Raw genomic sequence first — 20,533 nt, forward strand, 5'->3', positions numbered from 1 at the left:
CGCGGGCGCTTGGGCAAGCTTTCAATCCTGGCTTTCCATGAAGCGGATGCGATTGCCGAACGGGTCGATCACCTGGCACTCCAGCCCCCAGTCCTGCCGCTCCAGGCCCGGGCGGTTGTACTTGTAGTTCTTGGCGATCAGCCCCTTCTGGAAAGCCTCGACGCCCTTCATGTAGCAGACGGCGGTCGCGCCCGGGCTGGCGTCGCCCGAATGCTCCGACAGATGCAGCTTCAGCCCGCCGCGCGACACCTGGCAATAGAGCGGCGCACCGGGGTGGAAGCGATGCTCCCAGTCGAACGTGCAGTCGAGGAAGCCTTCATAAAAGCCCCTCGCCTTGTCCTCGTCGAAGATGCGGAAGATCGGCACCGGCTGGGTAAAGCTCACCGCCCCGGCAGAAGGCTCTTCCGCCTTCTCCAGCTTGCTCGACAGGATGTTCCAGGTCTCCACGCCGAACTGGCGGGCGACGATCTCCAGCGCCTCGCTGTGGCTGACTTCGAGATTTTTCTGGGCAAGCGCCTCGCGCATGGCTTTCGCCATCGCCTTTGCGTCACGATAGGTTCGCATGATCTTCCGATCCTCTGGATGTGGCGAGAAATCCCATCAGTGCCCGCATTGCCGATGCTCTCACCATTCCCTTGGGATCAGGTGACGGAAGCGTCCGATGTGTTCGCCATACCCCCTGAAGGGTGCGGACTGCCGGCCACATCAAGCCGTCAGCCACGCTAGCAAAGCGTCCGCAGCAGGGTCAATACCGCTCGCTTTTCCCGGCAAAACCAGAACAAAACAGAGACACTTCTGGCCTTTCCGCCCCGAATCACTACATTCGGGGCAAATGTCAGACTTTCCGGACGACATGCCCTTTTTCGACGAGCCCGGCGGGATGCCGCCTAGGGCCGCCAGCACGCCTGCGCCCAGCGGTATCGCCGCGCGCGCCATGGCTGCGCGCCAGGCGCCTGCCGCCCCCGATTACCTCAAGGGCCTGAACCCCGAGCAGCGCCAGGCTGTCGAGACCACCGAGGGCCCGGTCCTGGTGCTCGCAGGTGCTGGCACCGGCAAGACCCGCGTGCTCACCACCCGCATCGCCCATATCCTCAGCCAGGGCCGCGCCTACCCCAGCCAGATCCTTGCCGTCACCTTCACCAACAAGGCGGCGCGCGAGATGAAGCAGCGCATCGGCCACCTTGTTGGCGAAGCCGTCGAGGGCATGCCTTGGCTCGGCACCTTCCACTCCATCGGCGTCAAGATGCTGCGCCGCCATGCCGAGCTTGCCGGCCTGCGCTCCGACTTCACCATCCTCGATACCGACGACGTCATCCGCCTGATCAAGCAGCTGATCCAGGCCGAGGGCCTCGACGACAAGCGCTGGCCGGCGCGCCAGTTCGCGATGATGATCGACGGCTGGAAGAACAAGGGCCTCGGCCCGGCCGAGATTCCCGAGGGCGACGCCCGCTCCTTTGCCAACGGGAAGGGCCGCGAGCTCTACAAGGCCTATCAGGACCGGCTGCAGACGCTGAACGCCTGCGACTTCGGCGACCTGTTGTGTCATCCGATCCGCATCTTCCGCGCCTACCCTGACGTGCTCAAGGAATACCACAAGCGCTTCAAATACATCCTGGTCGACGAGTACCAGGACACCAACACCGCGCAATACATGTGGCTGCGGCTGCTTGCCCAGGAAACAGGTGGTCCGGGGCAGAAGAATGTCTGCTGCGTCGGCGACGATGACCAGTCTATCTATGGCTGGCGCGGCGCCGAGGTCGACAACATCCTGCGCTTCGACAAGGATTTCCCCGGCGCCGTCGTCATCCGGCTCGAGCGCAACTACCGCTCGACCGCCCACATACTGGGTGCCGCCGCTCACCTCATCGCCCATAATGAGGGCCGCTTCGGCAAGACCCTGTTCACCGATCGCAACGACCCCGAGGACGACAAGGTCAATGTCCATGCCGCTTGGGACTCCGAGGAGGAGGCGCGCGCCGTCGGCGAGACGATCGAGCAGTTGCAGCGCCAGAAGCACAATCTCAACGACATGGCGATCCTGGTGCGCGCCTCGTTCCAGATGCGCGAGTTCGAAGACCGCTTCGTCACGCTTGGCCTCAACTACCGCGTCATAGGCGGCCCGCGCTTCTACGAGCGCCAGGAAATCCGCGACGCCATGGCCTATTTCCGCGTCGTCGCCCAGGGTGCCGACGACCTCGCCTTCGAGCGCATCGTCAACGTGCCCAAGCGCGGCCTCGGCGAAGCCGCCATCCGCCAGGTCCATGATACGGCGCGTGCCCTTGGCGTGCCGATGCTGCAGGCAGCCGCCCAGCTTGCCGAAAGCGACGAACTCAAGCCCAAGCCGCGCGCCGCACTGCGCGAGGTCGCCGCCAATTTCGAGCGCTGGCAGAAGGCGCTCGACAACACGCCCCACACCGAACTCGCCGAGATCATTCTCGAGGAGAGCGGCTACACCGACATGTGGAAGAACGACCGCTCGGCCGAAGCGCCGGGCCGGCTTGAAAACCTCAAGGAGCTGATCCGCTCCATGGAGGAATACGAGTCGCTGCGCTCCTTCCTCGAACATGTCGCCCTCGTCATGGACGCCGAGCAGGACGAGCAGCTCGACGCCGTCTCGATCATGACGCTGCATTCGGCCAAGGGCCTCGAATTCGAGACCGTCTTCCTGCCCGGCTGGGAGGAAGGCCTGTTCCCGCACCAGCGCGCGCTTGACGAAGGCGGCCGCTCCGGCCTCGAGGAAGAACGCCGCCTCGCTTATGTCGGCCTGACCCGCGCCAAGAAGAACCTGCATCTGTGGTTCGTCTCCAACCGCCGCATCCATGGCCTGTGGCAGTCGACCATCCCCTCGCGCTTCCTCGACGAACTGCCCGAGGCGCATGTCGAGGTGGCGGATGCCGGCAATTCCTATGGCGGTTACGGCGGCGGTCGCCAGAATCCCTACGGCGCCTCGCGTTTCGACGACGTCGGCCAGAAATCCTTCTCCAACACCTATGCCACGCCGGGCTGGCAGCGCGCGCAGGCAAACCGCACCGAAGCCACCGACCGCAACTGGGGCTCGCGCTCCGGCCATTCGGTCGAGCGTATCGGCTATGGCGAAACCGATTCCGGCTTCGGCGCCGGCCGCGGCTCGGTCAAGGGCCGCACCATCGACGGCGAACTGGTCGCCAAGTCAGTCTCGACGGAACCCTCCCGCTTCACCGTCGGCGACCGGGTGTTCCACCAGAAATTCGGCAACGGCAACATATCAGTCATCGACGGCAACAAGCTGACAATTGACTTCGACAAGGCCGGCCAGAAGAAGGTGCTGGACGGGTTCGTGAGCCCGGTTTGATCAAGCCCGTTTCCGGCACGTCAATCCGCCACCAGCCGCTCTGCACGAAATCTGCACGAATCTCCTGAACATCTCCTCGTTCCGGCCACCATGCGTGCCCGATGCGGCGGCAGACATGCTGCATGCAAAAGACATCGAACCGCCCCCCCCGCCAACTGCCTAGACGGCTGCTCACCGAAGCATGGTGGCTGACTGATCCGGCGCCGCCGGCAACCATCGTGCCCTTCTCGGCCACGCATCGCGGCCCGAAAAGCCTCCCGCGCAAGCTGGAGTGCAGGGCATGAACCGCAGCCGCTCCCTGTGCACGATATCCACCAAGGTCGCAGTCGCATTGCTGCTGACGCTTGCGGCCGATTTTCTGCTGTTCCGGCAACCCCTGGGCATGTCGCTCTTCATCTTCGCAGCCCTCGTCGCTGCAGCCGCGATTGCATTTCATTCCCGTGCACCGCATCCCCGTCCACTCGCGCTCAAGATCGTCTTCGCCGCTTTGGCTCTTGCCCCGCTTGCCGAAAATGTCAGCCCGCTCTCGGTCACGGTCGCTACCATCGGATTGACGGCCTTCGCGCTGTCGCTCTCGGCGCGCCTGCGCTCGGGGCCGGCAGAATGCCTCAAACGCATCGCCGGCTTCCTCGTGGCGGTCCCCATCCGGCTGCCCTACGACGTCGCGCGCCTGCGTAAGGTGACCGGACGCCGCAAGGTCCGGCGCCTCGGTAGCCTCGCCGCATGGACGCTGGCGATCGCACTGGGTGCCGTGTTCGTTGCCCTGTTCGGCATCGCCAATCCGGTCATCGGCTACTGGATGTCGCTCATCGACCTCAGGGTCATTCTCGACTTTCTCGACATCTGGCGGCTTGCCTTCTGGCTCGGCGTTGCCGGCATCGTCTGGAGCTTTCTCAGGCCGCGCTTGCCCGGATGGGCACCAAAATGGCGCATCTTCACCCCACGGCCGGCCGCTGAAGCGCACGGAAGCGTGGATACACCGGCCGGCCTACACCAGTCGATCTTCGGCACGGCAGCGATTCTGCGCGCCCTTGTCGTCTTCAACATCATCTTCGCGCTGCAGACCGTGCTCGACGGCGCCTATCTGTGGGGCGGCGTGGAGTTACCCGCGGGGCTCACCTACGCCGCCTATGCCCATCGCGGTGCCTACGCCCTCATCGTCACGGCACTGCTTGCCGCGATCTTTGTGCTGCTGGCGCTGCGGCCAGGCAGCGCGACCTCGGCCGACCGTCGTGTCCGCGGCCTCGTCTATCTCTGGTCGGTGCAGAATTTCGTCCTGGTGATCTCGTCCATCTTGCGGCTCGACCTTTATGTCGACGCCTATTCGCTGACCTACTGGCGCGTCGCCGCCTTCATCTGGATGGGACTGGTCGCCGCCGGCATCATCCTGATCATGGCGCGCATCGCTCTGGAAAAGTCCAATGAATGGCTCCTGGGTGCCAACATGCTGACGCTTTCTGCGGTTCTCTACATCAGTTGTTTCGTCAACTTCGCTGCAATCATCGCGCAGTACAACGTCAGCCACAGCCGCGCGATGGATGGAGGATCCGAGTTGGACTGGTATTATCTGCGCTCGCTTGGACCCCAGGCGATCCCGGCAATCGACACGGTGCTGAACCACATGGGTGATGCCGGAGCGGTCGCGAGAACAAGCCTCGTCTCGCGCCACTACGAGGCGGACCGCTTCCGCGAGCTGCAACAGAACTGGCGTGCCTGGAGCTTCCGCAACCTCCGGCTGGCGGCCTATCTCGACCGGCCCTCGCCCCTGCTTTCCGGCGCAATGCCGCAACCGCAGTGACGACGATGCCGCGCCATATTCTTGTCGTCGACGATGATCCCCATATCCGCGACGTGATCTGTTTTGCTCTCGACAAGGCCGGCATGGAGACCGAGCCGGTCGGCGACGGCATGGCGGCGCTGGCCCGCATTGAACGCCGCATGCCCGACCTGGTCGTGCTCGATGTCGGCATGCCCGAGATGGATGGGCTGGAGCTGTGCCGCAGGCTCCGGCGCACCTCTGATGTGCCGGTACTCTTCCTGTCGGCCCGCGACGAGGAGATCGACCGTATCCTCGGCCTCGAAATGGGTGGCGATGACTACGTCACCAAGCCGTTCAGCCCGCGGGAGCTGGTAGCGCGCGTCAACGTCATCCTTCGCCGCGCCCGCCCCGCTCCGGCGGAAACCGTCCCCGCAAGCCTGAGTCACGGCCACCTTGTGCTCGACCCGTTGCGGCGCGCGGTGGTTTACGGCGATCGGGAAATCGACCTCACCGCAACCGAATTCACCATCGTCAAGGCACTGATGATGAGACCGCAGCATGTGCTCAGCCGCAATCAGCTGATCGAAGCCAGCCATGCCGCCAACATTCATGTCTCGGAACGAACGGTCGACAGCCATATCCGCAACATCCGCGCGAAATTCGCAGCAGCTGGCTGTCCGGACGTGATCGAGACCGTCCATGGCATGGGCTTCCGGCTCGGGCGGTGCGGCGCGTGACCGAAAAATGGCGCCCCCGGATCGGCCTCGTCGTTCTGGCCATCCTCGCCACCGTCATGGCGCTGCCGCTGCTCGGGCTATTCTGCTTCCAGCTCTACCAGGAGCGCTTCGAGCCAGCCGCTGAGCCCGCCCTTCTATCGCATGGCGCAGTCGCGGCAGCGGCCCTTGTAACAGGCGTCACGCTGCTGATCGGCTTCGTTTTCATCCGCACCATCACCCGTCCCATGCTCGACCTGATGGAGCGAACCGCCCGCATCGCCGAGGGGCAAACGGACGCCCTGCAGCCGCTTGCCCACCACGGCACGCGCGAAATGGCAGAGCTGTCGAAGGCCTTCCTCGACATGGCGCGTAAGCTGCAGGTCCGCAACGAAACGATCCGCACCTTCGCTACCCACGTCTCGCACGAGCTGAAATCGCCGCTGACCGCGATCCAAGGTGCCGCCGAATTGCTGCGCGACGCCAGCGATGACATGGATCCGGCCACAAGAACGCGCTTCCTCGACAACATCGTCGCCGACACCGACCGGCTGAACCGCCTGGTTCGCCGCCTGATCGAGCTGGCGCGCGCCGACAAGGCAGCGCTGCCGGGCCAGAGCACGTCACTCAATGAAATTCTCGGCCATCTCGCCCCGGTCGAAGGTGTCGAAATATCGATCTTTTCAGGCGCTGACATCCGCTTCGCCATGTCACCCGAAAACGGCGCGGCCATCCTGTCCAATCTCGTCGACAACGCGCTGCGCCACGGCGCCGGCCGTTTCGTGCTGGAGGCCAGCGGCTTGGACAACATCGTCATCATCGCTGCCACCGACGATGGCGGCGGCATCTCGCCCAACAACCGCGCCCGCATCTTCGAGCCCTTCTTCACAACCCGGCGCCAAACCGGCGGCACCGGCCTTGGCCTCGGTATCGTTTCGACCTTGCTCAGTGCCCATGATGGCACGATCCGGCTTGCCAGCACCGACAAGGGCGCGCGCTTCGAGATCACGCTGCCGGCGGCATAGGTGCCCGGCACGATCGGCGCCGAACCCGCGCTCTACCCGCCCTTGCCCACCCAGTAGCGCGGCCCCGGTCCCAGCCGACCGGCGCGGTCGTCTGGGTTGACCAGCTGGCAGCGCTCCAGCGACAGGCAGCCGCAGCTGATGCACTCGGTGAGCCCGATCTTCAGCCGCTTGAGCTCATTGATGCGTTCGTCGACGCGGTGCGTCCAGCGCTGCGACAGCTGCGACCAGTCCTCGCCCGTCGGCACATGGTCCGAAGGCAGCCGCGCAAGCTCCGCTCCCACCTCTTCCAGCGACATGCCGAGCCGCTGGGCGAAAACGATGAAGGCGATGCGCCTCAGCACCCAGCGCGGAAAGCGCCGGTGCCCCGATCCGGCACGCTCGGAGGCGATCAGCCCGCGCTCTTCGTAATAGCGCAAGGCCGATGCTGCGACACCCGAACGCCGCGAAATCTGGTTGATCGTCAGAAGCTGTTCCATCCGGCCACTAAAGCACATCAGGGCCTTGACTTAAAGCTCACTTGAACTTGTAGGGAAGCGTCGTCAACCGCGCATCGGGCCACCTGGCGACATGTCAGGTACGAGGCAGATGCGCCAGATCTCGCATCAAGGAGCCTTGCAGATGACGATTCTTGTGACCGGCGCGACCGGCAATGTCGGTGGAGCGATCATACACGAACTGGTCGAGCGCGGCGCCCGCGTCCGCGCCATGACCCGCAACCCGGCCAGGGCCAGGCTGCCCGAGGAGGTTGAGGTCGTGCCAGGCGACTTCGGCGACCCGGACAGCCTTGCCTCGGCCTTCGCCGGTGCCAAGGCCCTGCACCTGATCAACTACGACGCCAAATCAGGCGCCCACATGAAGAACCCCGAAACAGTCGTCGCTTTGGCCAAGGCGGCCGGCATCGAGCGCGTGACGTCGTTCCGTGGCGAAGCGCCCGGCGCGCTGGAGCAGGCATTGCGGCAGAGTGGCCTCGCCTGGACCGACTTCTTCATTCCGGTCGAGTTCATGACCAACGCGCTGCAATGGGCGCAGTCGGTGGCGACGGAAGGCGTGGTCAGGGCGTTCGGCCCGTCACGAAGCGCGATGATCCACGAGGTCGACATCGGCACCGCGATCGCCAACGCGCTGACCGCCGTCGGCCACGCCGGCAAGAGCTACACCCTGACCGGCCCGGAGGCGCTGACGCCGCAGGACAAGGTCGACGCCCTTTGCGAGACGACCGGCAAGGCCATCAGGCTGATCGAACTCTCCGAAGCCGAGGCGCGCGCCAAATGGCAGGCGCGGGGCACGCCCGCGCCGTTCATCGAGTTTCTCGTCGATTGGCACGTCAACACGCCTGAAAGCGCCTATCAGGTGCTGCCCACAGTCGAGCAGCTGACCGGCTGCCTGCCCCGCACCTTCCGGCAATGGGCCTTCGAGCGCGCCGCTGCCTTCCGCGGCTAGGCTCGCTCCGACGCACCACACGCATATGCAGCCTGCAGACGCGCATATGTGGCCTCTTGCCGGCGATCACGTCGGCGAGAGGCCACCGCCACCGGTGCCACTTACCGGTTGCTGCCGCGCATGCGCAGGAATAACATCAGGTTGCGCTAATTCATGGATCGCAGGGAGGCGAAGACGATGCGCAGATATATCGATTGCCGAGAGTTCCCGAGCGAAATGAAGTGCACTGTGGCGATTGCCGCGGACAGTGAGGACGAGCTGGTCAACGCCGCCGTCCAGCATGCGGTCGCCGTCCATGGCGAGCACGACACGCCGGATTTCCGCGCCGAGGTCAGGAAAGCCATCCACGTCGGCGCGCCGCCGGCCTGATTTGGTGAGCGACATATCGCGGGGCGCTGATGCAGGGGCTCTGCCGCGCAATCATCGGATGCAGGCTGCACCGGCAGTGGCTCGCGTGCATTACGCCCGCAGGCCACTCTTGCCGACTGTGGCAGTGAGGAAGCTAGCTCTCTGATTGTCACTTATGGAGTTGACGAGCCGCGAGCTTATTGCCGGCGTGCAGTCTCGCTGCTGCGCATTGCCTTCAGCCGTTCGGCGGCCGACGCCGCCAGTTCGGCGTAACGGTCCTCCAGCGCCTCGGCGGCCACCAGCACTTCGGGTTCGAAGTCATTGGCCTCGAGCACCTGCCTGAGCTTCTCGACGAATTCGGCCTGCTGTTCGAGCGCGGCGAACAGCTTCTTGACCTGGTCGCGGCTGATGTCGGGATTGGCGAGCGTCGCCGGAACCTCGCGCGCCATCTCGGCGCCGGTCTCGGCCTGCTCTCTGAGGATATCCAGCCAGTCAGTCACGCGACGCCATACCCTACCCGCCATAATCTTGTTCCGGACCGCGCCAATCGTCAACCGCCCGGAAGTAGCGAAGGCGATCACCGCCGTGGACAACACTTTCACGCCTGCAGCAGGAATTGCGCACGGTGGTTTTTTGTTCCCAAATCCTAAGCCCCTGCTTGTCGACGCTGCAGGATATGCACCGCCAGGCAATGCGACACGCATGAACGTTTCCCGGCTGCGAGAAGACGCCGGGCTTACGCCTTCGCTTTCGCTCGGGTATCGTGCTGCTTGGCAGCGTCCTCACATTTCTTGCGGATTTCCTCGACCTCGGTCTCGGTCAGGTGCTCGATACCGATAAAATAGTTCTTCGCCTTGCTGACCCGGATCAGTTCGTCGAGCTTGGCCTGGATCGCGGCACCGTCGCGGTTCTGGGTGTTCTGGATCAGAAACACCATCAGGAAGGTGACGATGGTCGTGCCGGTGTTGATCACCAGCTGCCAGGTGTCGGAAAAGCCGAACAAAGGACCGGACACCGCCCAGACCAGCACGACGACGCAGCAGCCGAGGAAAGTCAGCGGCAGGCCGGCGGCATAGGCAACCTTGTTGGCAATCTTGGTGAAACCCTTCTCGAACATGGACATTTCCCTTCGGTGCGAAAGGAAACAACCGGCGCCCGCTTCGGGTTCCGCAGGCGCTTGCTCCGGTTAGGCCGGACGCGCCTCCCAGCAGTCGAGAAATGCCTCGATCTGCAGGCTCTGCATGTCGGGAATGGCCTCGAATAGCCTTTCGCGCGGCCAGTCCCACCAGGCCAGCGCCTCGATACGAGCAACGATTTCAGCGGGAAACCGCATCTTCAGCCTTTTGGCCGGTACGCCAGCAAACACTTCGAACGGTGCGACGTCGCGCGTCACAACGGCATTCGCCCCGATCACCGAGCCGTTGCCAATGGTGACCCCAGGCATAATGACGGCGCCATGGCCAACCCACACGTCATGGCCGATGCTCACCGGCTTTGCCCTGCGCCGATCGCGGAAGTCGTTGTCGACGCCAAGATAACGGAAGTACTCGTTGGGGCGGTAGCTTAGCTTGTGCGTGGTCAGCCGCTCCATCGGATGCTCGAGCGCGTTGATGCGCGTGTTGGCGGCAATCGAGCAGAACTTGCCGATCGCGGTGTAGATCGCCTCGGCGTGGCGCTCGAAATAGGAATAGTCGCCGACGACAACCTCGCGCAGCACCACGCGCTCGCCGACGATCACATGACGGCCGAGCCGGCAGCCTTTCAGCTCGGATGTCGGGTGGATGCGCGGCTCGTCATCCTTGAAGCGAAGGTCTGCTTGATCGTCCATAACGCGGATGTACGCCCGTGCCACACGGCCCGCAAGCTATTGCGGCTTGCCCTTGGCCCAGACGACGTTCTGGCCATAAAGCGGCACCGTCGTCATCGACATCTTGGCCGAGCCGTCCTGCACCTGGCGCGAATGGGCGAGATAGATCAGCGTCTCGTTCTTCTGGTCGTAGATGCGGTTCACCACCTGCTCCTTCCAGATCAGGCTGATGCCCTGCTTGAACACCTCCTCGCCCTCCTGGCCGAGGTCGATCTCGCCGATGGTGATCGGCCCGGTCTGCTGGCACGAGATGGCGGAATCAGAAGGGTTCTCGAACCAGTTGCCCTTCTGCAGCCTGTCGATCACGCCGCGGTCGAAATAGGAGACGTGGCAGGTGACGCCCTCGACCTTGGGGTCCTTGATCGCCTCGACGATGATGTCGTTGCCGAGCCAGTCGACGCCGACCTCGCCCACCTGCTGGGCCATGGCGGGCAGTGCTGCGCCGAGCGCAAGGGTGGTCGCAAGGACGGAAAGGGCAAGCCGCATGAAAGCCTCCTGAATTGGCTGCAGTCGTCCACAATTGGGTCGCAAGCGCCCGCCTTGCAAGCCGCAGGTGTCGCTTCGGGCTCGCGAAAAGGTGTTTTGTGGACGAATGAGAGCGTCAACATGTCTCTTTTGGCAAATCACGCGCCGCGCTATTAAGGGTTGATGAAACAGGCCTTGCCCATATCGTTTTCGGCGACCGCGTGGATCGCGCTCGGCCTGATGGCGTTTGCGGCGGTTTCAGGCCTCGCCTTCGCCTCCTGGCTGGACAAGGACGCCGGCATCTTCATGTCGCTGGTCGAAGCAGGCATGTCCTGGTGTTTCTGAACCAGCCATCAATCACACCATGGAATCACAACCGATGATGCGCACGATCCTTGCCGGCATTCTGATCCTGATGGCCGCCGGCGTCGGCTGGCTGACCTTCGACTGGTACAGCAGCAAGAACAGCGCCCAGGCCTTCGGCGCGCCCTTCGTGCTCGTCGACCAGAAGGGTGCCGAGATCACTGAGGCTGCCTTCCGCGGCCAGCCGAGTGCTGTCTTCTTCGGCTTCACCCATTGCCCCGAGGTCTGCCCGACCACGCTGTTCGAGCTCGACGGCCTGCTCAAGCAGATGGGCGACGAAGGCAAGAACCTGCGCGCCTATTTCGTCTCGGTCGATCCCGAGCGCGACACGCCCGAGGTGATGAACAGCTACGTTTCCAACGTCTCCGACCGCATCACCGGCATCACCGGCGCGCCCGACAAGATCGCCGCCATGGCCAAGGCCTTCGGCATCTATTCCAAGAAGGTCCCGACCGAAGGCGGCGACTACACCATGGATCACACGGCCTCGGTGCTGCTGCTCGACAGCAAGGGTGATTTCTTCGGCACGATCGCCTATGAGGAGAACCCAGAGACCGCACTTGCCAAGCTCAAGCGGCTTGCCAAGGAAGGCTGACCCTCCTCTTCCGGACCCGACATGACCCAGACACGGCTGCACTTCACCACCGGCCGCGAAGCCGCCAACCGCATCTTCGCCGCCCTCGAAACCGCCTTCGAGGAAGATGGCTGGCCGATCGCCGTTATCGAGGTCGACGAGGACCGCGACATCCACGAGGTCTCGCTCTACACGGATGGCGATGTCGACGACATCGCCCGCCGCATGGCCGAAGTCATTGCCGAAGCCGGCCAGAAAGGCGAGCTCGGACGCGAGGTTTTGCCGGATGTCGACTGGGTGGCGAAGTCGCTCGAGGGCCTGAAGCCGGTGCAGGCCGGGCGCTTCATCGTCCATGGCAGCCATGACCGCGAGGACGTGCGCCCCGGCCAGATCGCCATCGAGATCGAGGCGGGCCTCGCCTTCGGCACCGGTCACCACGGCACCACGGCAGGCTGCCTCGAGATGATCGAAAAGGTGATGGCCGAAGAAAAGCCGGCCAACGCGCTCGACCTCGGCACCGGCAGTGCCGTGCTTGCCATCGCGGTCGCCAAGCTGGCGCCGATCCCGGTGCTGGCCACCGACATCGACCCGGTCGCGACCGAAGTCGCTGCCGCCAATGTCCGCCTCAACGGTGCAGCCGACCATGTCGAGACGGCGACGGCAGAAGGTTTCGACGACCCGATCTTCGCCGCACGCGGCCCGTTCGACCTGATCGTCGCCAACATCCTGGCACAGCCGCTGATGCTGCTGGCGCCCGAGATGGCGCAACACCTGGCCGCCAACGGCTCCCTTGTGCTGTCCGGCATCCTCGACCGCCAGCACGATGCCGTGGTCGAAGCCTATGTCGCGGCAGGCTTCCGCCACGTCGAGACCTTCCACCGGGAAGGCTGGGTGACGATCCACCTCAAGAACTGAGCCCACTGGCACAAGCCGGCGGCGTTGCCAGCAAGGGCCGGCACGGATAGGTTCGCCCGACATCCAGCTTTCGGGAAACCACCATGTTCCAGTCCTTCGATTCAGCCGGCGATCCCACCGTCGGCAAGCCGCGCGTCGCGCTGCTCCGGCAATGGCTCAAGGAAAACGGGCTCGACGGCTTCGTCGTGCCCCGCGCCGACGAGCACCAGGGCGAATACGTCCCGCCGCGCTCGAATCGCCTGCGGTGGTTGACCGGCTTCAGCGGCTCGGCCGGAGTGGCTATCGTGCTCGCCCGCAACGCCTACATCTTCGTCGACGGACGCTACACGCTGCAGGTGCGCGACGAGGTCGATCTCGACATCTTCACCGTCGAAAGCCTGATCGATAACCCTCCGTCCATGTGGATCAAGGAAAGCCTGCCCAAGGGGGCAAGGCTTGGCATCGACCCGTGGCTGCACACAATGGGCGAGGTCAAGGCGCTGACCGCGGCAGCCGAAAAGGTTGGCGCCGTGCTCGTCCCCCTCGCCCGCAACCCCATCGATGCGATCTGGGAAGACCAGCCCGACGCGCCGCTGGCCCCGGTCGAGATCCACCCCGAGGCCTTCGCCGGCGAACTGGCCAAGGACAAGCTCAAGCGGCTTGCTTCGGCGATCGACAACGACGGCGCCACCCATGCGATCCTGACCGACCCGTCGTCGCTCGCCTGGGCGTTCAACATCCGTGGCGGCGACGTGCCCCACACGCCGCTTGCGCTCGGATTCGCGATCCTCGCCGCCGATGGCAGCCACGCCGTGTTCATGGACAAGCGCAAGCTTGGCCGCACCGAGGAGGCCTATCTCACCCAGCTCGCCGACATCAAGGCACCCAGCAAACTCGATGATGTGGTCGCGGCCCTTGCCAAGTCGGGCGCCAGGATCGCGCTCGACCCGGTGCTTGCCGCCGACAGGCTGCGCGCCCTGATCGAGGACAATGGCGGCACGGTGGTGCAGGCGCCGGACCCGGCACGGTTACCACGCGCGACCAAGAACGCCGCCGAGATCGCGGGCTCCCGGGCGGCCCATCGCCGTGACGGTGCTGCGGTCGCGAAGCTGCTGTGCTGGCTCGACCGGCAGAAGCCGGGCAGCCTCGACGAGATCGCGGTGGTGACCAAGCTGGAAGAATGCCGCCGGCAGACCGGCGATGAAACGCAGATGCCGCTGCGCGACGTCTCATTCGACACCATCTCAGGTGCCGGCGCCAATGGCGCGATCATGCATTACCGCGTGTCGAAGGCGACGAGCCGCGTGCTCGCCGACGGTGAGCTGTTCCTGCTCGATTCGGGCGCGCAATATCAGGACGGCACCACCGACATCACCCGCACCATGCCGATCGGCAAGCCGAGCGAGGAGATGCGCGAGCGTTTTACCCTCGTGCTCAAGGGCATGATCGCAATCTCGCTGGCGCGCTTTCCCTCGGGCACGCGCGGCGCCGACATTGATGCGCTTGCCCGCATCGCCCTGTGGAAGCACGGCCTCGACTACGCCCATGGCACCGGTCACGGCGTCGGCTCCTACCTAGCAGTCCATGAGGGCCCGCAGCGCATCGCCAAGACCGGCATGGAAAAGCTGCTCGCCGGCATGATCCTGTCCAACGAGCCAGGCCACTACAAGGAAGGCCACTACGGCATCAGGCTGGAAAATCTGATCCTGGTGACGCCCGCCGCCGAACTGCCGGGCGGCGACATCGCCATGCACGGCTTCGAGACGCTGACGCTGGCGCCCTTCGACCAGCGCCTGCTGCGCGCCGACCTGCTGACCCGCGAGGAACTGGACTGGCTCAACGCCTACCATGCCCGCGTGCTGGCCGAGATCGGACCGATGCTCGACGGCGAGACGCTGGCCTGGCTGGAAAAGGCGACGGCGCAGATCGCCTGATTGGCAAACAGCGCAAATTGCCGGCCGCCTCGGGCGGCCGGTTGTCGTTCAGCCGATGAAATGCCGCATGGCAATCAGCACGGCGGCACCGGCCAGGAACATCGTCATCAGGCCGCCGCGCAGTCCAATGACGGCTGCGACGGCAAGCGCTGCCAGCTCAGCCGGACCGGCAGAAAGTGCCGCGGGCGCCACGAGCGTGGTCAGCACCGCCGCCGGCACGGCGTTCAGCCCGGCCTCGACACGTGGATGGATGCGCTCGAAGCGCGAGATGACGAGATGGCCGCCGACGCGGGTCAGGTAGGTCGCAACAGCGCCGGCGATGATGATCCAAAGGGTCGTGCTCACGACACCACCTCCACCGTTTCTTCGCTCGTGACGGCCTCTTCAGGCCGAACCGGCATCGCCGCGGCAAACAGCACGCCAGCCAGTGCGCCGATGGAAACATGCCAGGGCGAGCCGACGGTCTTGTAGGCGATCATCGAGGCGACGGCGCTGGCAACGACGATCGGTAGCCAGCGCGGACGCTTGCGGAAGCTCATCACCAGCCCGAGGAAGTAGATCGGCAGCAGGAAATCGAGCCCGATGGCATGCGGATTGGGGATCAACCGCCCGAACAGTGCACCCAGCGCGCTTTCAGCGACCCAGAAGACATAGATCGGCAGCGCCATGCCCATGTACCAGGCGAAGGTCACCTGCTCGCCATTCTCTCCCTTGCGCTCGGCCTCGGCATATTGCGGATCGACGAGGAAGAAGTAGCCGACGGCTTGCTTCAGGAATGGCCAATGGTCGATGTGCTTGCCCACGGCGGCCGAATAGAGCACGTGGCGGAAGTTGACGGCGAAGATCGACAGCACTACCAGCCACGGCGCGACATGCTGGCCAAACAGCTCGATACCGACAAGCTGGCTGGCGCCGCCATAGATCGAGGCGCTCATCAGCGTCGCCTCGACGACGGAAAAGCCGTTGTCGACGGCAAGCGCCCCAAACAGGATGGCAAAGGGCGCGGAAGCGACCACCACCGGCACGCTCAGGCGCACGCCTTGCAAGAATTCACCTTGACGATCAGACATTTGGCCTCCGTGGCGCATCGGCCCTAGATCGAACTTTGAATGTTGGAATGCACGATGCAGGTCGACATCGAAACGCAGGGCAGCTCGACCGATGCTCCATAGCCTGCGCGGAGGTCTGAATAAGTCAGCCGGCTTGGCGTGTCACATCAATTCGGTTGAGCCAACGATCAGCGCTTCTTGGCCTTTGGCGGCTGCTTGACCGAACACGGCGAATTGCCGCCCGCATGGAGCCGGCCCATCGTCATGTCGAGCTTGATCGGCAGGTCACGCAGCGTGGAGACGTTCAGCTTGCGCGCGGCAGCCAGCGCCACCTCGCCGCAGGCATGCGCGTCCTCGGCCGCATTGTGGTGCTTGAACGAGAAGTCGATATGGCGCGACACCTCGTTGAGCCGGTGCGAGGCAAGCTCCTGCCACACCTTCTTCGCCATCTTGAGCGTGCAGATGTAGTCGATATCGGGACTGGCCATGCGATAGAGCGCATAGGTCGCCCGCATCACGCTCATGTCGAACGACGCGTTGTGAGCGATGACAAGCGTGTCGCCGAGGTCGTCCTCGAACTCTTCCATCACCTCGGGAAACTCGGCCGCGTCCTCGACATGTTCGGGCCGGATGCCGTGCACGGCGATGTTGAAGCGCGAGAAGCGCATGTCCCTGGGGCGGATGAGCCGCTCCTCGACGCGGATGACCGCGCCGTCCTCGATCCAGGCAAGGCCGATGGAGCATGGGCTGCTGCGCTGCTCGTTGGCAGTTTCGAAGTCGATGGCAAGTGCACGCATGAAGTCTGTCAGCCCGCCTGCCCGACGCGCTCGAACCACTGGTCCTCAGTGATGACCTCGATGCCGAGGTCGGTCGCCGCCTTGAGCTTCGAGCCCGCGCCCGGCCCGGCAACCACCAGGTCGGTCTTCTTGGACACCGAGCCCGCCACCTTGGCGCCGAGCTTCTCGGCCATCGCCTTGGCCTCGTCGCGCGACATCTTCTCCAGCGAGCCTGTGAAGACCACCGTCTTGCCCGAGACCGGCGACGACACGTCACCGATGCGTTCCTCGTCGAGCGGCGTCACCTCGGCGAGCAGCGCGTCGAGCACCTGCCTGTTGTGCTCCTCGGCGAAGAATTCGACCACAGCCTCGGCAACGATCGCGCCGATGCCGTTGACGCCGGTCAGCTCCTGCCAGGCGGCATTACCCTTGTCGCCCTTGCCTTCGGGCATCACGGCGGCGGTACCCGCCTGCCGGAACGCCTCGAAATTGATGTAGTGGCGGGCCAGGCGCTTGGCATTGGTCTCGCCGATGTGGCGGATGCCGAGCGCAAACAGGAAGCGCGAAAACTCGACCTGGCGGCGGTCGTCGATGGCGGCATAGAGCTTGCGCGTCGATGTCGCGCCAAAGCCGTCGATGTTCTCGAGCTTGGTCAGCGATCCATCCTGCCGCTTCTTCAGCGTGAAGATGTCGGCCGGCGATCCGATGTGCAGCGCCGGGTCCTGCGACTGGAAGAAGAACTCGATCTGCTTTTCGCCCAGGCCCTCGATGTCGAAAGCATTGCGCGAGACGAAATGGCGAAGCCGTTCCACCGCCTGCGCCGGGCAGATCAGGCCGCCGGTGCAGCGGCGCACCACCTCGCCCTCCTCGCGCACTGCATGACTGTCGCAGGCCGGACAGCGCGTCGGGAACAGATAGGGCTGTGCGTCCGCCGGACGCTTTTCCATGACGACGTCGAGGATCTGCGGGATGACGTCGCCCGCCCGCTGGACGATGACCGTGTCGCCGACGCGGATGTCATGGCCCTCGTCGCGAATGGCCGCACCGCTGTTGCCGATGCCCTTGATGTAGTCCTCGTTGTGAAGCGTAGCGTTGGTCACCACCACACCGCCAACCGTCACCGGCTGCAGCCGCGCCACCGGCGTCAGCGAGCCGGTGCGGCCGACCTGGATGTCGATGCCGAGCAGCGTCGTCGTTGCCTTCTCGGCCGGGAACTTGTGCGCGATGGCCCAGCGCGGCGAGCGCGAAACGAAACCGAGCCGCTGCTGCAGGTCGAGGCGGTCAACCTTGTAGACGACGCCGTCGATGTCGTAGCCGAGCCCGGCGCGGTTGGCCTCGATCATCCGGTACTGCGACAACAGCCCCTCGACGCTGTCGAACACCTTCATGAGCGGATTGGTCTTGAAGCCGTAGCCTTTAAACGCCTCGACCATGCCCATCTGGGTGTCGGCGGGCATGTCGCTGACCTCGCCCCAGGCATAGGCGAAAAAGCGCAGCGGCCGGCTGGCGGTGATCGAAGTGTCGAGCTGGCGCAGCGAACCGGCAGCCGCATTGCGCGGATTGGCGAATATCTGCTTGCCGGCGTCGGCATTGCGCCGGTTGAGCTCGGCGAAGTCGGCGTGGCTCATATAGACCTCGCCGCGCACTTCCAGCACCTCGGGAAAGCCGCCCGACAGCACGTTCGGAATGTCGGCGATGGTGCGGGCGTTCGCCGTAACGTTTTCGCCGACCTGCCCGTCACCACGCGTCGCCGCCGTCACCAGCCGCCCGTTCTCGTAGCGAATCGACAGTGACAGCCCGTCGATCTTGGGTTCGGCTGTGATCACCACCGGCTCATCGGCAGAAAGCCTGAGGAACCGCCTGATGCGACCAACGAATTCGCTGACGTCCTCATCGGCAAAAGCATTGTCGAGCGACAGCATTGGCACGACATGGGTGACCTTGCCGAATTTTTCCGAGACCGCGGCACCGACCGATTTGGACGGCGAATCCTCGCGCACCAGCTGCGGAAAGCGCTGTTCGATGGCGAGGTTGCGGCGGCGCAGAGCATCGTAATCCGCGTCCGAAATCGTCGGCGCGTCCTCGGCGTGATAACGCAGGTCGTGACCGGCGATTTCCTCAGCCAGCCGCGCAAGCTCTGCCGCGGCTTCAGTCTCGCTCAGCGAATCGACTGGCTTGTCGGACATGGTGCGGCTCCGGCTGAAAACGCGGCCACCATAAATCAGGACGCTGCCGAGCGGGAGCCGCTCAAGGCGAATTCCACGTCAAATCAGCAGGATCGCGAAAGCTCCTGACAGCGGAGCCGCGGTTGGCCGGTCAGGAAGCGACAGCCGTGTTCTCGCGCAGCAGGCGCTCGGCGGCGGCGCGCGCTTCCTCGGTGATCGAGGCGCCGGAAAGCATGCGCGCGATCTCCTCTTGCCGCGCCGTGCGGTCCATCTCGTGGATGCCGGTGGCCACCTTGTCGGTGTTGCCCTTCTTGGAGATCAGGAAATGCGTGGCCGCACGTGCCGCGACCTGCGGCGCATGAGTTACCGACAGCACCTGCACCCGGCTGGACAGCCGCGCCAGACGCTGGCCGATGGCGTCGGCGACGGCACCACCGACGCCGGTGTCGATCTCGTCGAACACCAGGGTCGGTGCCGAGCCACGATCGGCAAGCGCCACCTTCAGCGCCAAAAGGAATCGCGACAACTCGCCGCCCGAGGCGACCTTCATCATCGGGCCAGGCCGCGTGCCCGGATTGGTACGCACCCAGAACTCGACCTGGTCGATGCCTTCCTGCATGCGATTGTCGGCATCGCTCGACATCTCGACCAGGAATTCGGCGCGTTCGAGCTTGAGTTCGGGCAGTTCGGCCATAACTGTCTTGCGCAGGCTCTCGGCCACCGTCTTGCGCAGTTCCGACAGGTTGGCGGCGATGCGGTCGTAAGCCTCGCGGCTTGTCTTTGCCTGCGTTTCCAGCACCTGCAGGCGCTCTTCGCCGGCGTCGAGATCGGCGAGATCGGCGACCATCGTGTCGCGCAGCTTGGCCAGGTCGTCGACGGCGACATTGTGCTTGCGCGCCGCGGCGCGCAGGGCAAACAGCCGCTCCTCGGCCTTCTCCAGCCGCTGCGGATCGTATTCGGTGGCGCGAAGGGCGGCATCGACGCCTGATTGCGCCGCATCGAGCGAGATCATCGCCTCGTCGAGCGACTTGACCACGTCGTCGAGCAGGCCCGGCACTTCGGCCGCCTTGCGCTGCAGCCGGCGCAACAGGCTGGCAAGCTGCGGCAGCGGCGACGACGAGCCCGACAGCACGTCCTGCGCATCCTGGATTTCAGAAGCGATCTTTTCGACGCGCATCATTGCGGCGCGCATTTCGGCCAGTTCGCTTTCCTCCCCCGGCTGGGGATCGAGCTTGGTGAGTTCGGTCACCGAGGCACGCAGATATTCGGCTTCGCGCGCAGCCGCATCAACCCGGGCGCGATGGCGCGACAGCTCCTGCTCGGCACCTCGCCACAACTTCCACGCGTCGGCGGTGGCCTTGGCTTCGCCGACATGGCCGCCAAACGAATCGAGTACGTCGCGGTGCGCACCGGCATCGACAAGCGCGCGATCGTCGTGCTGGCCGTGGATTTCGACAAGGGCGCGGCCGATGTCGCGCATCAGCGTGACGCTGGACGGCTGGTCGTTGACGAAGACGCGGGTGCGTCCGTCGGCGGTCTGGACGCGTTTCAGGATGATGTCGCCATCATCGTCGATGGCATTGTCGGCGAGCAGCGTACGCGCCGGATGGTTGCGCGGCACGTCGAAGACGGCGCTCACCTGCCCTTGCGTCGCACCGTGGCGGACGAGCGAAGCATCGCCGCGCGCGCCAAGCGCGAGCGACAATGCGTCGAGAAGGATGGATTTGCCCGCGCCGGTTTCACCGGTCAGCACGGAAAGGCCAGGCGTGAAATCGATGTCCAGCCGTTCGATCAGGACGATATCGCGGATCGACAGGCGCGAGAGCATCT

At 64.7% G+C, this 20,533-nt stretch carries 21 protein-coding genes; 10 read left to right on the forward strand and 11 right to left on the reverse strand.

Annotated elements, in window-relative coordinates; translation table 11 throughout:
• Positions 1 to 21: 21 nt before the first annotated feature.
• A complete protein-coding gene (locus tag ACSQ3E_RS01450) occupies positions 22 to 564 on the reverse strand; it encodes a glyoxalase superfamily protein (RefSeq protein WP_436121321.1) in 543 nt (180 codons plus the stop codon).
• 268 nt (positions 565 to 832) lie between these two features.
• Here ACSQ3E_RS01450 and ACSQ3E_RS01455 point away from each other — a divergent pair, with 268 nt between their 5' ends.
• The 4 genes from ACSQ3E_RS01455 (at position 833) to ACSQ3E_RS01470 (ending at position 6,828) form a co-directional block, all read left to right on the forward strand.
• Entirely contained in the window at positions 833 to 3,331 is a 2,499-nt protein-coding gene (locus ACSQ3E_RS01455) for an ATP-dependent helicase (RefSeq protein WP_436121322.1), read from the forward strand.
• Positions 3,332 to 3,611: 280 nt separating this feature from the next.
• Entirely contained in the window at positions 3,612 to 5,129 is a 1,518-nt protein-coding gene (locus ACSQ3E_RS01460) for a DUF4153 domain-containing protein (protein WP_436121323.1), read from the forward strand.
• 5 nt (positions 5,130 to 5,134) lie between these two features.
• Complete coding sequence (locus ACSQ3E_RS01465; protein ID WP_436121956.1) at positions 5,135 to 5,827, forward strand: response regulator; 693 nt, start codon at positions 5,135 to 5,137, stop codon at positions 5,825 to 5,827.
• A complete protein-coding gene (locus ACSQ3E_RS01470; protein WP_436121324.1) occupies positions 5,824 to 6,828 on the forward strand; it encodes a HAMP domain-containing sensor histidine kinase in 1,005 nt (334 codons plus the stop codon). Before ACSQ3E_RS01465 ends, ACSQ3E_RS01470 begins: the two co-directional genes overlap by 4 nt.
• 32 nt (positions 6,829 to 6,860) lie before the next feature.
• On the opposite strand, the gene soxR is transcribed toward ACSQ3E_RS01470, so the two are convergent.
• Positions 6,861 to 7,304: a redox-sensitive transcriptional activator SoxR gene (soxR, locus tag ACSQ3E_RS01475; RefSeq protein ID WP_436121325.1), complete on the reverse strand. Its 444-nt coding sequence runs from the start codon at positions 7,302 to 7,304 to the stop codon at positions 6,861 to 6,863.
• A gap of 142 nt (positions 7,305 to 7,446) precedes the next feature.
• Between soxR and ACSQ3E_RS01480 the strand changes: the two genes are divergently transcribed.
• Positions 7,447 to 8,268 (forward strand): NmrA family NAD(P)-binding protein, encoded by an 822-nt coding sequence (locus ACSQ3E_RS01480; RefSeq protein ID WP_436121326.1) that lies wholly within the window; start codon positions 7,447 to 7,449, stop codon positions 8,266 to 8,268.
• Between the two features lie 177 nt (positions 8,269 to 8,445).
• A complete protein-coding gene (locus ACSQ3E_RS01485; RefSeq protein ID WP_436121327.1) occupies positions 8,446 to 8,637 on the forward strand; it encodes a DUF1059 domain-containing protein in 192 nt (63 codons plus the stop codon).
• 176 nt (positions 8,638 to 8,813) lie between these two features.
• Here the strand turns inward: ACSQ3E_RS01485 and ACSQ3E_RS01490 are convergent, their stop codons facing one another.
• From ACSQ3E_RS01490 to ACSQ3E_RS01505, 4 genes are all read right to left on the reverse strand, one after another.
• Positions 8,814 to 9,116 carry a hypothetical protein gene (locus ACSQ3E_RS01490; protein WP_310317216.1) on the reverse strand — a complete coding sequence of 101 codons (303 nt, stop codon included), beginning with the start codon at positions 9,114 to 9,116 and terminating at the stop codon, positions 8,814 to 8,816.
• A gap of 236 nt (positions 9,117 to 9,352) precedes the next feature.
• The gene (locus ACSQ3E_RS01495) at positions 9,353 to 9,733 is read right to left on the reverse strand and encodes a low affinity iron permease family protein (RefSeq protein WP_436121328.1); all 381 of its coding nucleotides are present in this window, start codon (positions 9,731 to 9,733) and stop codon (positions 9,353 to 9,355) included.
• A gap of 69 nt (positions 9,734 to 9,802) precedes the next feature.
• The gene (locus ACSQ3E_RS01500) at positions 9,803 to 10,444 is read right to left on the reverse strand and encodes a DapH/DapD/GlmU-related protein (RefSeq protein ID WP_436121329.1); all 642 of its coding nucleotides are present in this window, start codon (positions 10,442 to 10,444) and stop codon (positions 9,803 to 9,805) included.
• A 36-nt stretch (positions 10,445 to 10,480) separates the two neighbouring features.
• Positions 10,481 to 10,969 (reverse strand): CreA family protein, encoded by a 489-nt coding sequence (locus tag ACSQ3E_RS01505; protein ID WP_310317205.1) that lies wholly within the window; start codon positions 10,967 to 10,969, stop codon positions 10,481 to 10,483.
• Positions 10,970 to 11,131: 162 nt separating this feature from the next.
• Between ACSQ3E_RS01505 and ACSQ3E_RS01510 the strand changes: the two genes are divergently transcribed.
• The 4 genes from ACSQ3E_RS01510 to ACSQ3E_RS01525 all read left to right on the forward strand — a co-directional run bounded on the left by ACSQ3E_RS01510 (position 11,132) and on the right by ACSQ3E_RS01525 (position 14,713).
• Positions 11,132 to 11,293, forward strand: coding sequence for a hypothetical protein (locus ACSQ3E_RS01510; protein ID WP_436121330.1), 162 nt, complete (start codon positions 11,132 to 11,134; stop codon positions 11,291 to 11,293).
• A 34-nt stretch (positions 11,294 to 11,327) separates the two neighbouring features.
• Positions 11,328 to 11,906 (forward strand): SCO family protein, encoded by a 579-nt coding sequence (locus tag ACSQ3E_RS01515; protein ID WP_310317200.1) that lies wholly within the window; start codon positions 11,328 to 11,330, stop codon positions 11,904 to 11,906.
• A 21-nt stretch (positions 11,907 to 11,927) separates the two neighbouring features.
• Positions 11,928 to 12,800: a 50S ribosomal protein L11 methyltransferase gene (locus ACSQ3E_RS01520; RefSeq protein ID WP_436121331.1), complete on the forward strand. Its 873-nt coding sequence runs from the start codon at positions 11,928 to 11,930 to the stop codon at positions 12,798 to 12,800.
• An 83-nt stretch (positions 12,801 to 12,883) separates the two neighbouring features.
• Positions 12,884 to 14,713, forward strand: a complete 1,830-nt coding sequence (locus ACSQ3E_RS01525) for an aminopeptidase P family protein (protein ID WP_436121332.1) — start codon at positions 12,884 to 12,886, stop codon at positions 14,711 to 14,713.
• A 48-nt stretch (positions 14,714 to 14,761) separates the two neighbouring features.
• Here ACSQ3E_RS01525 and ACSQ3E_RS01530 read toward each other — a convergent pair whose 3' ends face one another.
• The 5 genes from ACSQ3E_RS01530 to recN form a co-directional block, all read right to left on the reverse strand.
• The gene (locus ACSQ3E_RS01530; protein WP_436121333.1) at positions 14,762 to 15,058 is read right to left on the reverse strand and encodes an AzlD family protein; all 297 of its coding nucleotides are present in this window, start codon (positions 15,056 to 15,058) and stop codon (positions 14,762 to 14,764) included.
• Complete coding sequence (locus ACSQ3E_RS01535) at positions 15,055 to 15,783, reverse strand: AzlC family ABC transporter permease (RefSeq protein ID WP_436121334.1); 729 nt, start codon at positions 15,781 to 15,783, stop codon at positions 15,055 to 15,057. The genes ACSQ3E_RS01530 and ACSQ3E_RS01535 overlap by 4 nt, the downstream gene beginning before the upstream one ends.
• Positions 15,784 to 15,950: 167 nt before the next feature.
• Positions 15,951 to 16,559, reverse strand: coding sequence for a 3'-5' exonuclease (locus tag ACSQ3E_RS01540; RefSeq protein WP_436121335.1), 609 nt, complete (start codon positions 16,557 to 16,559; stop codon positions 15,951 to 15,953).
• Positions 16,560 to 16,567: 8 nt separating this feature from the next.
• The gene (ligA, locus tag ACSQ3E_RS01545; protein ID WP_436121336.1) at positions 16,568 to 18,724 is read right to left on the reverse strand and encodes an NAD-dependent DNA ligase LigA; all 2,157 of its coding nucleotides are present in this window, start codon (positions 18,722 to 18,724) and stop codon (positions 16,568 to 16,570) included.
• Positions 18,725 to 18,854: 130 nt separating this feature from the next.
• Positions 18,855 to 20,531, reverse strand: coding sequence for a DNA repair protein RecN (gene recN / locus ACSQ3E_RS01550; RefSeq protein ID WP_436121337.1), 1,677 nt, complete (start codon positions 20,529 to 20,531; stop codon positions 18,855 to 18,857).
• Between the last annotated feature and the right edge of the window lie 2 nt (positions 20,532 to 20,533).

The sequence above is a fragment of the Aminobacter sp. LjRoot7 genome, from assembly GCF_964252895.1.
In the GTDB taxonomy this organism is placed as follows: Bacteria; Pseudomonadota; Alphaproteobacteria; order Rhizobiales; family Rhizobiaceae; genus Aminobacter; species Aminobacter aminovorans_B.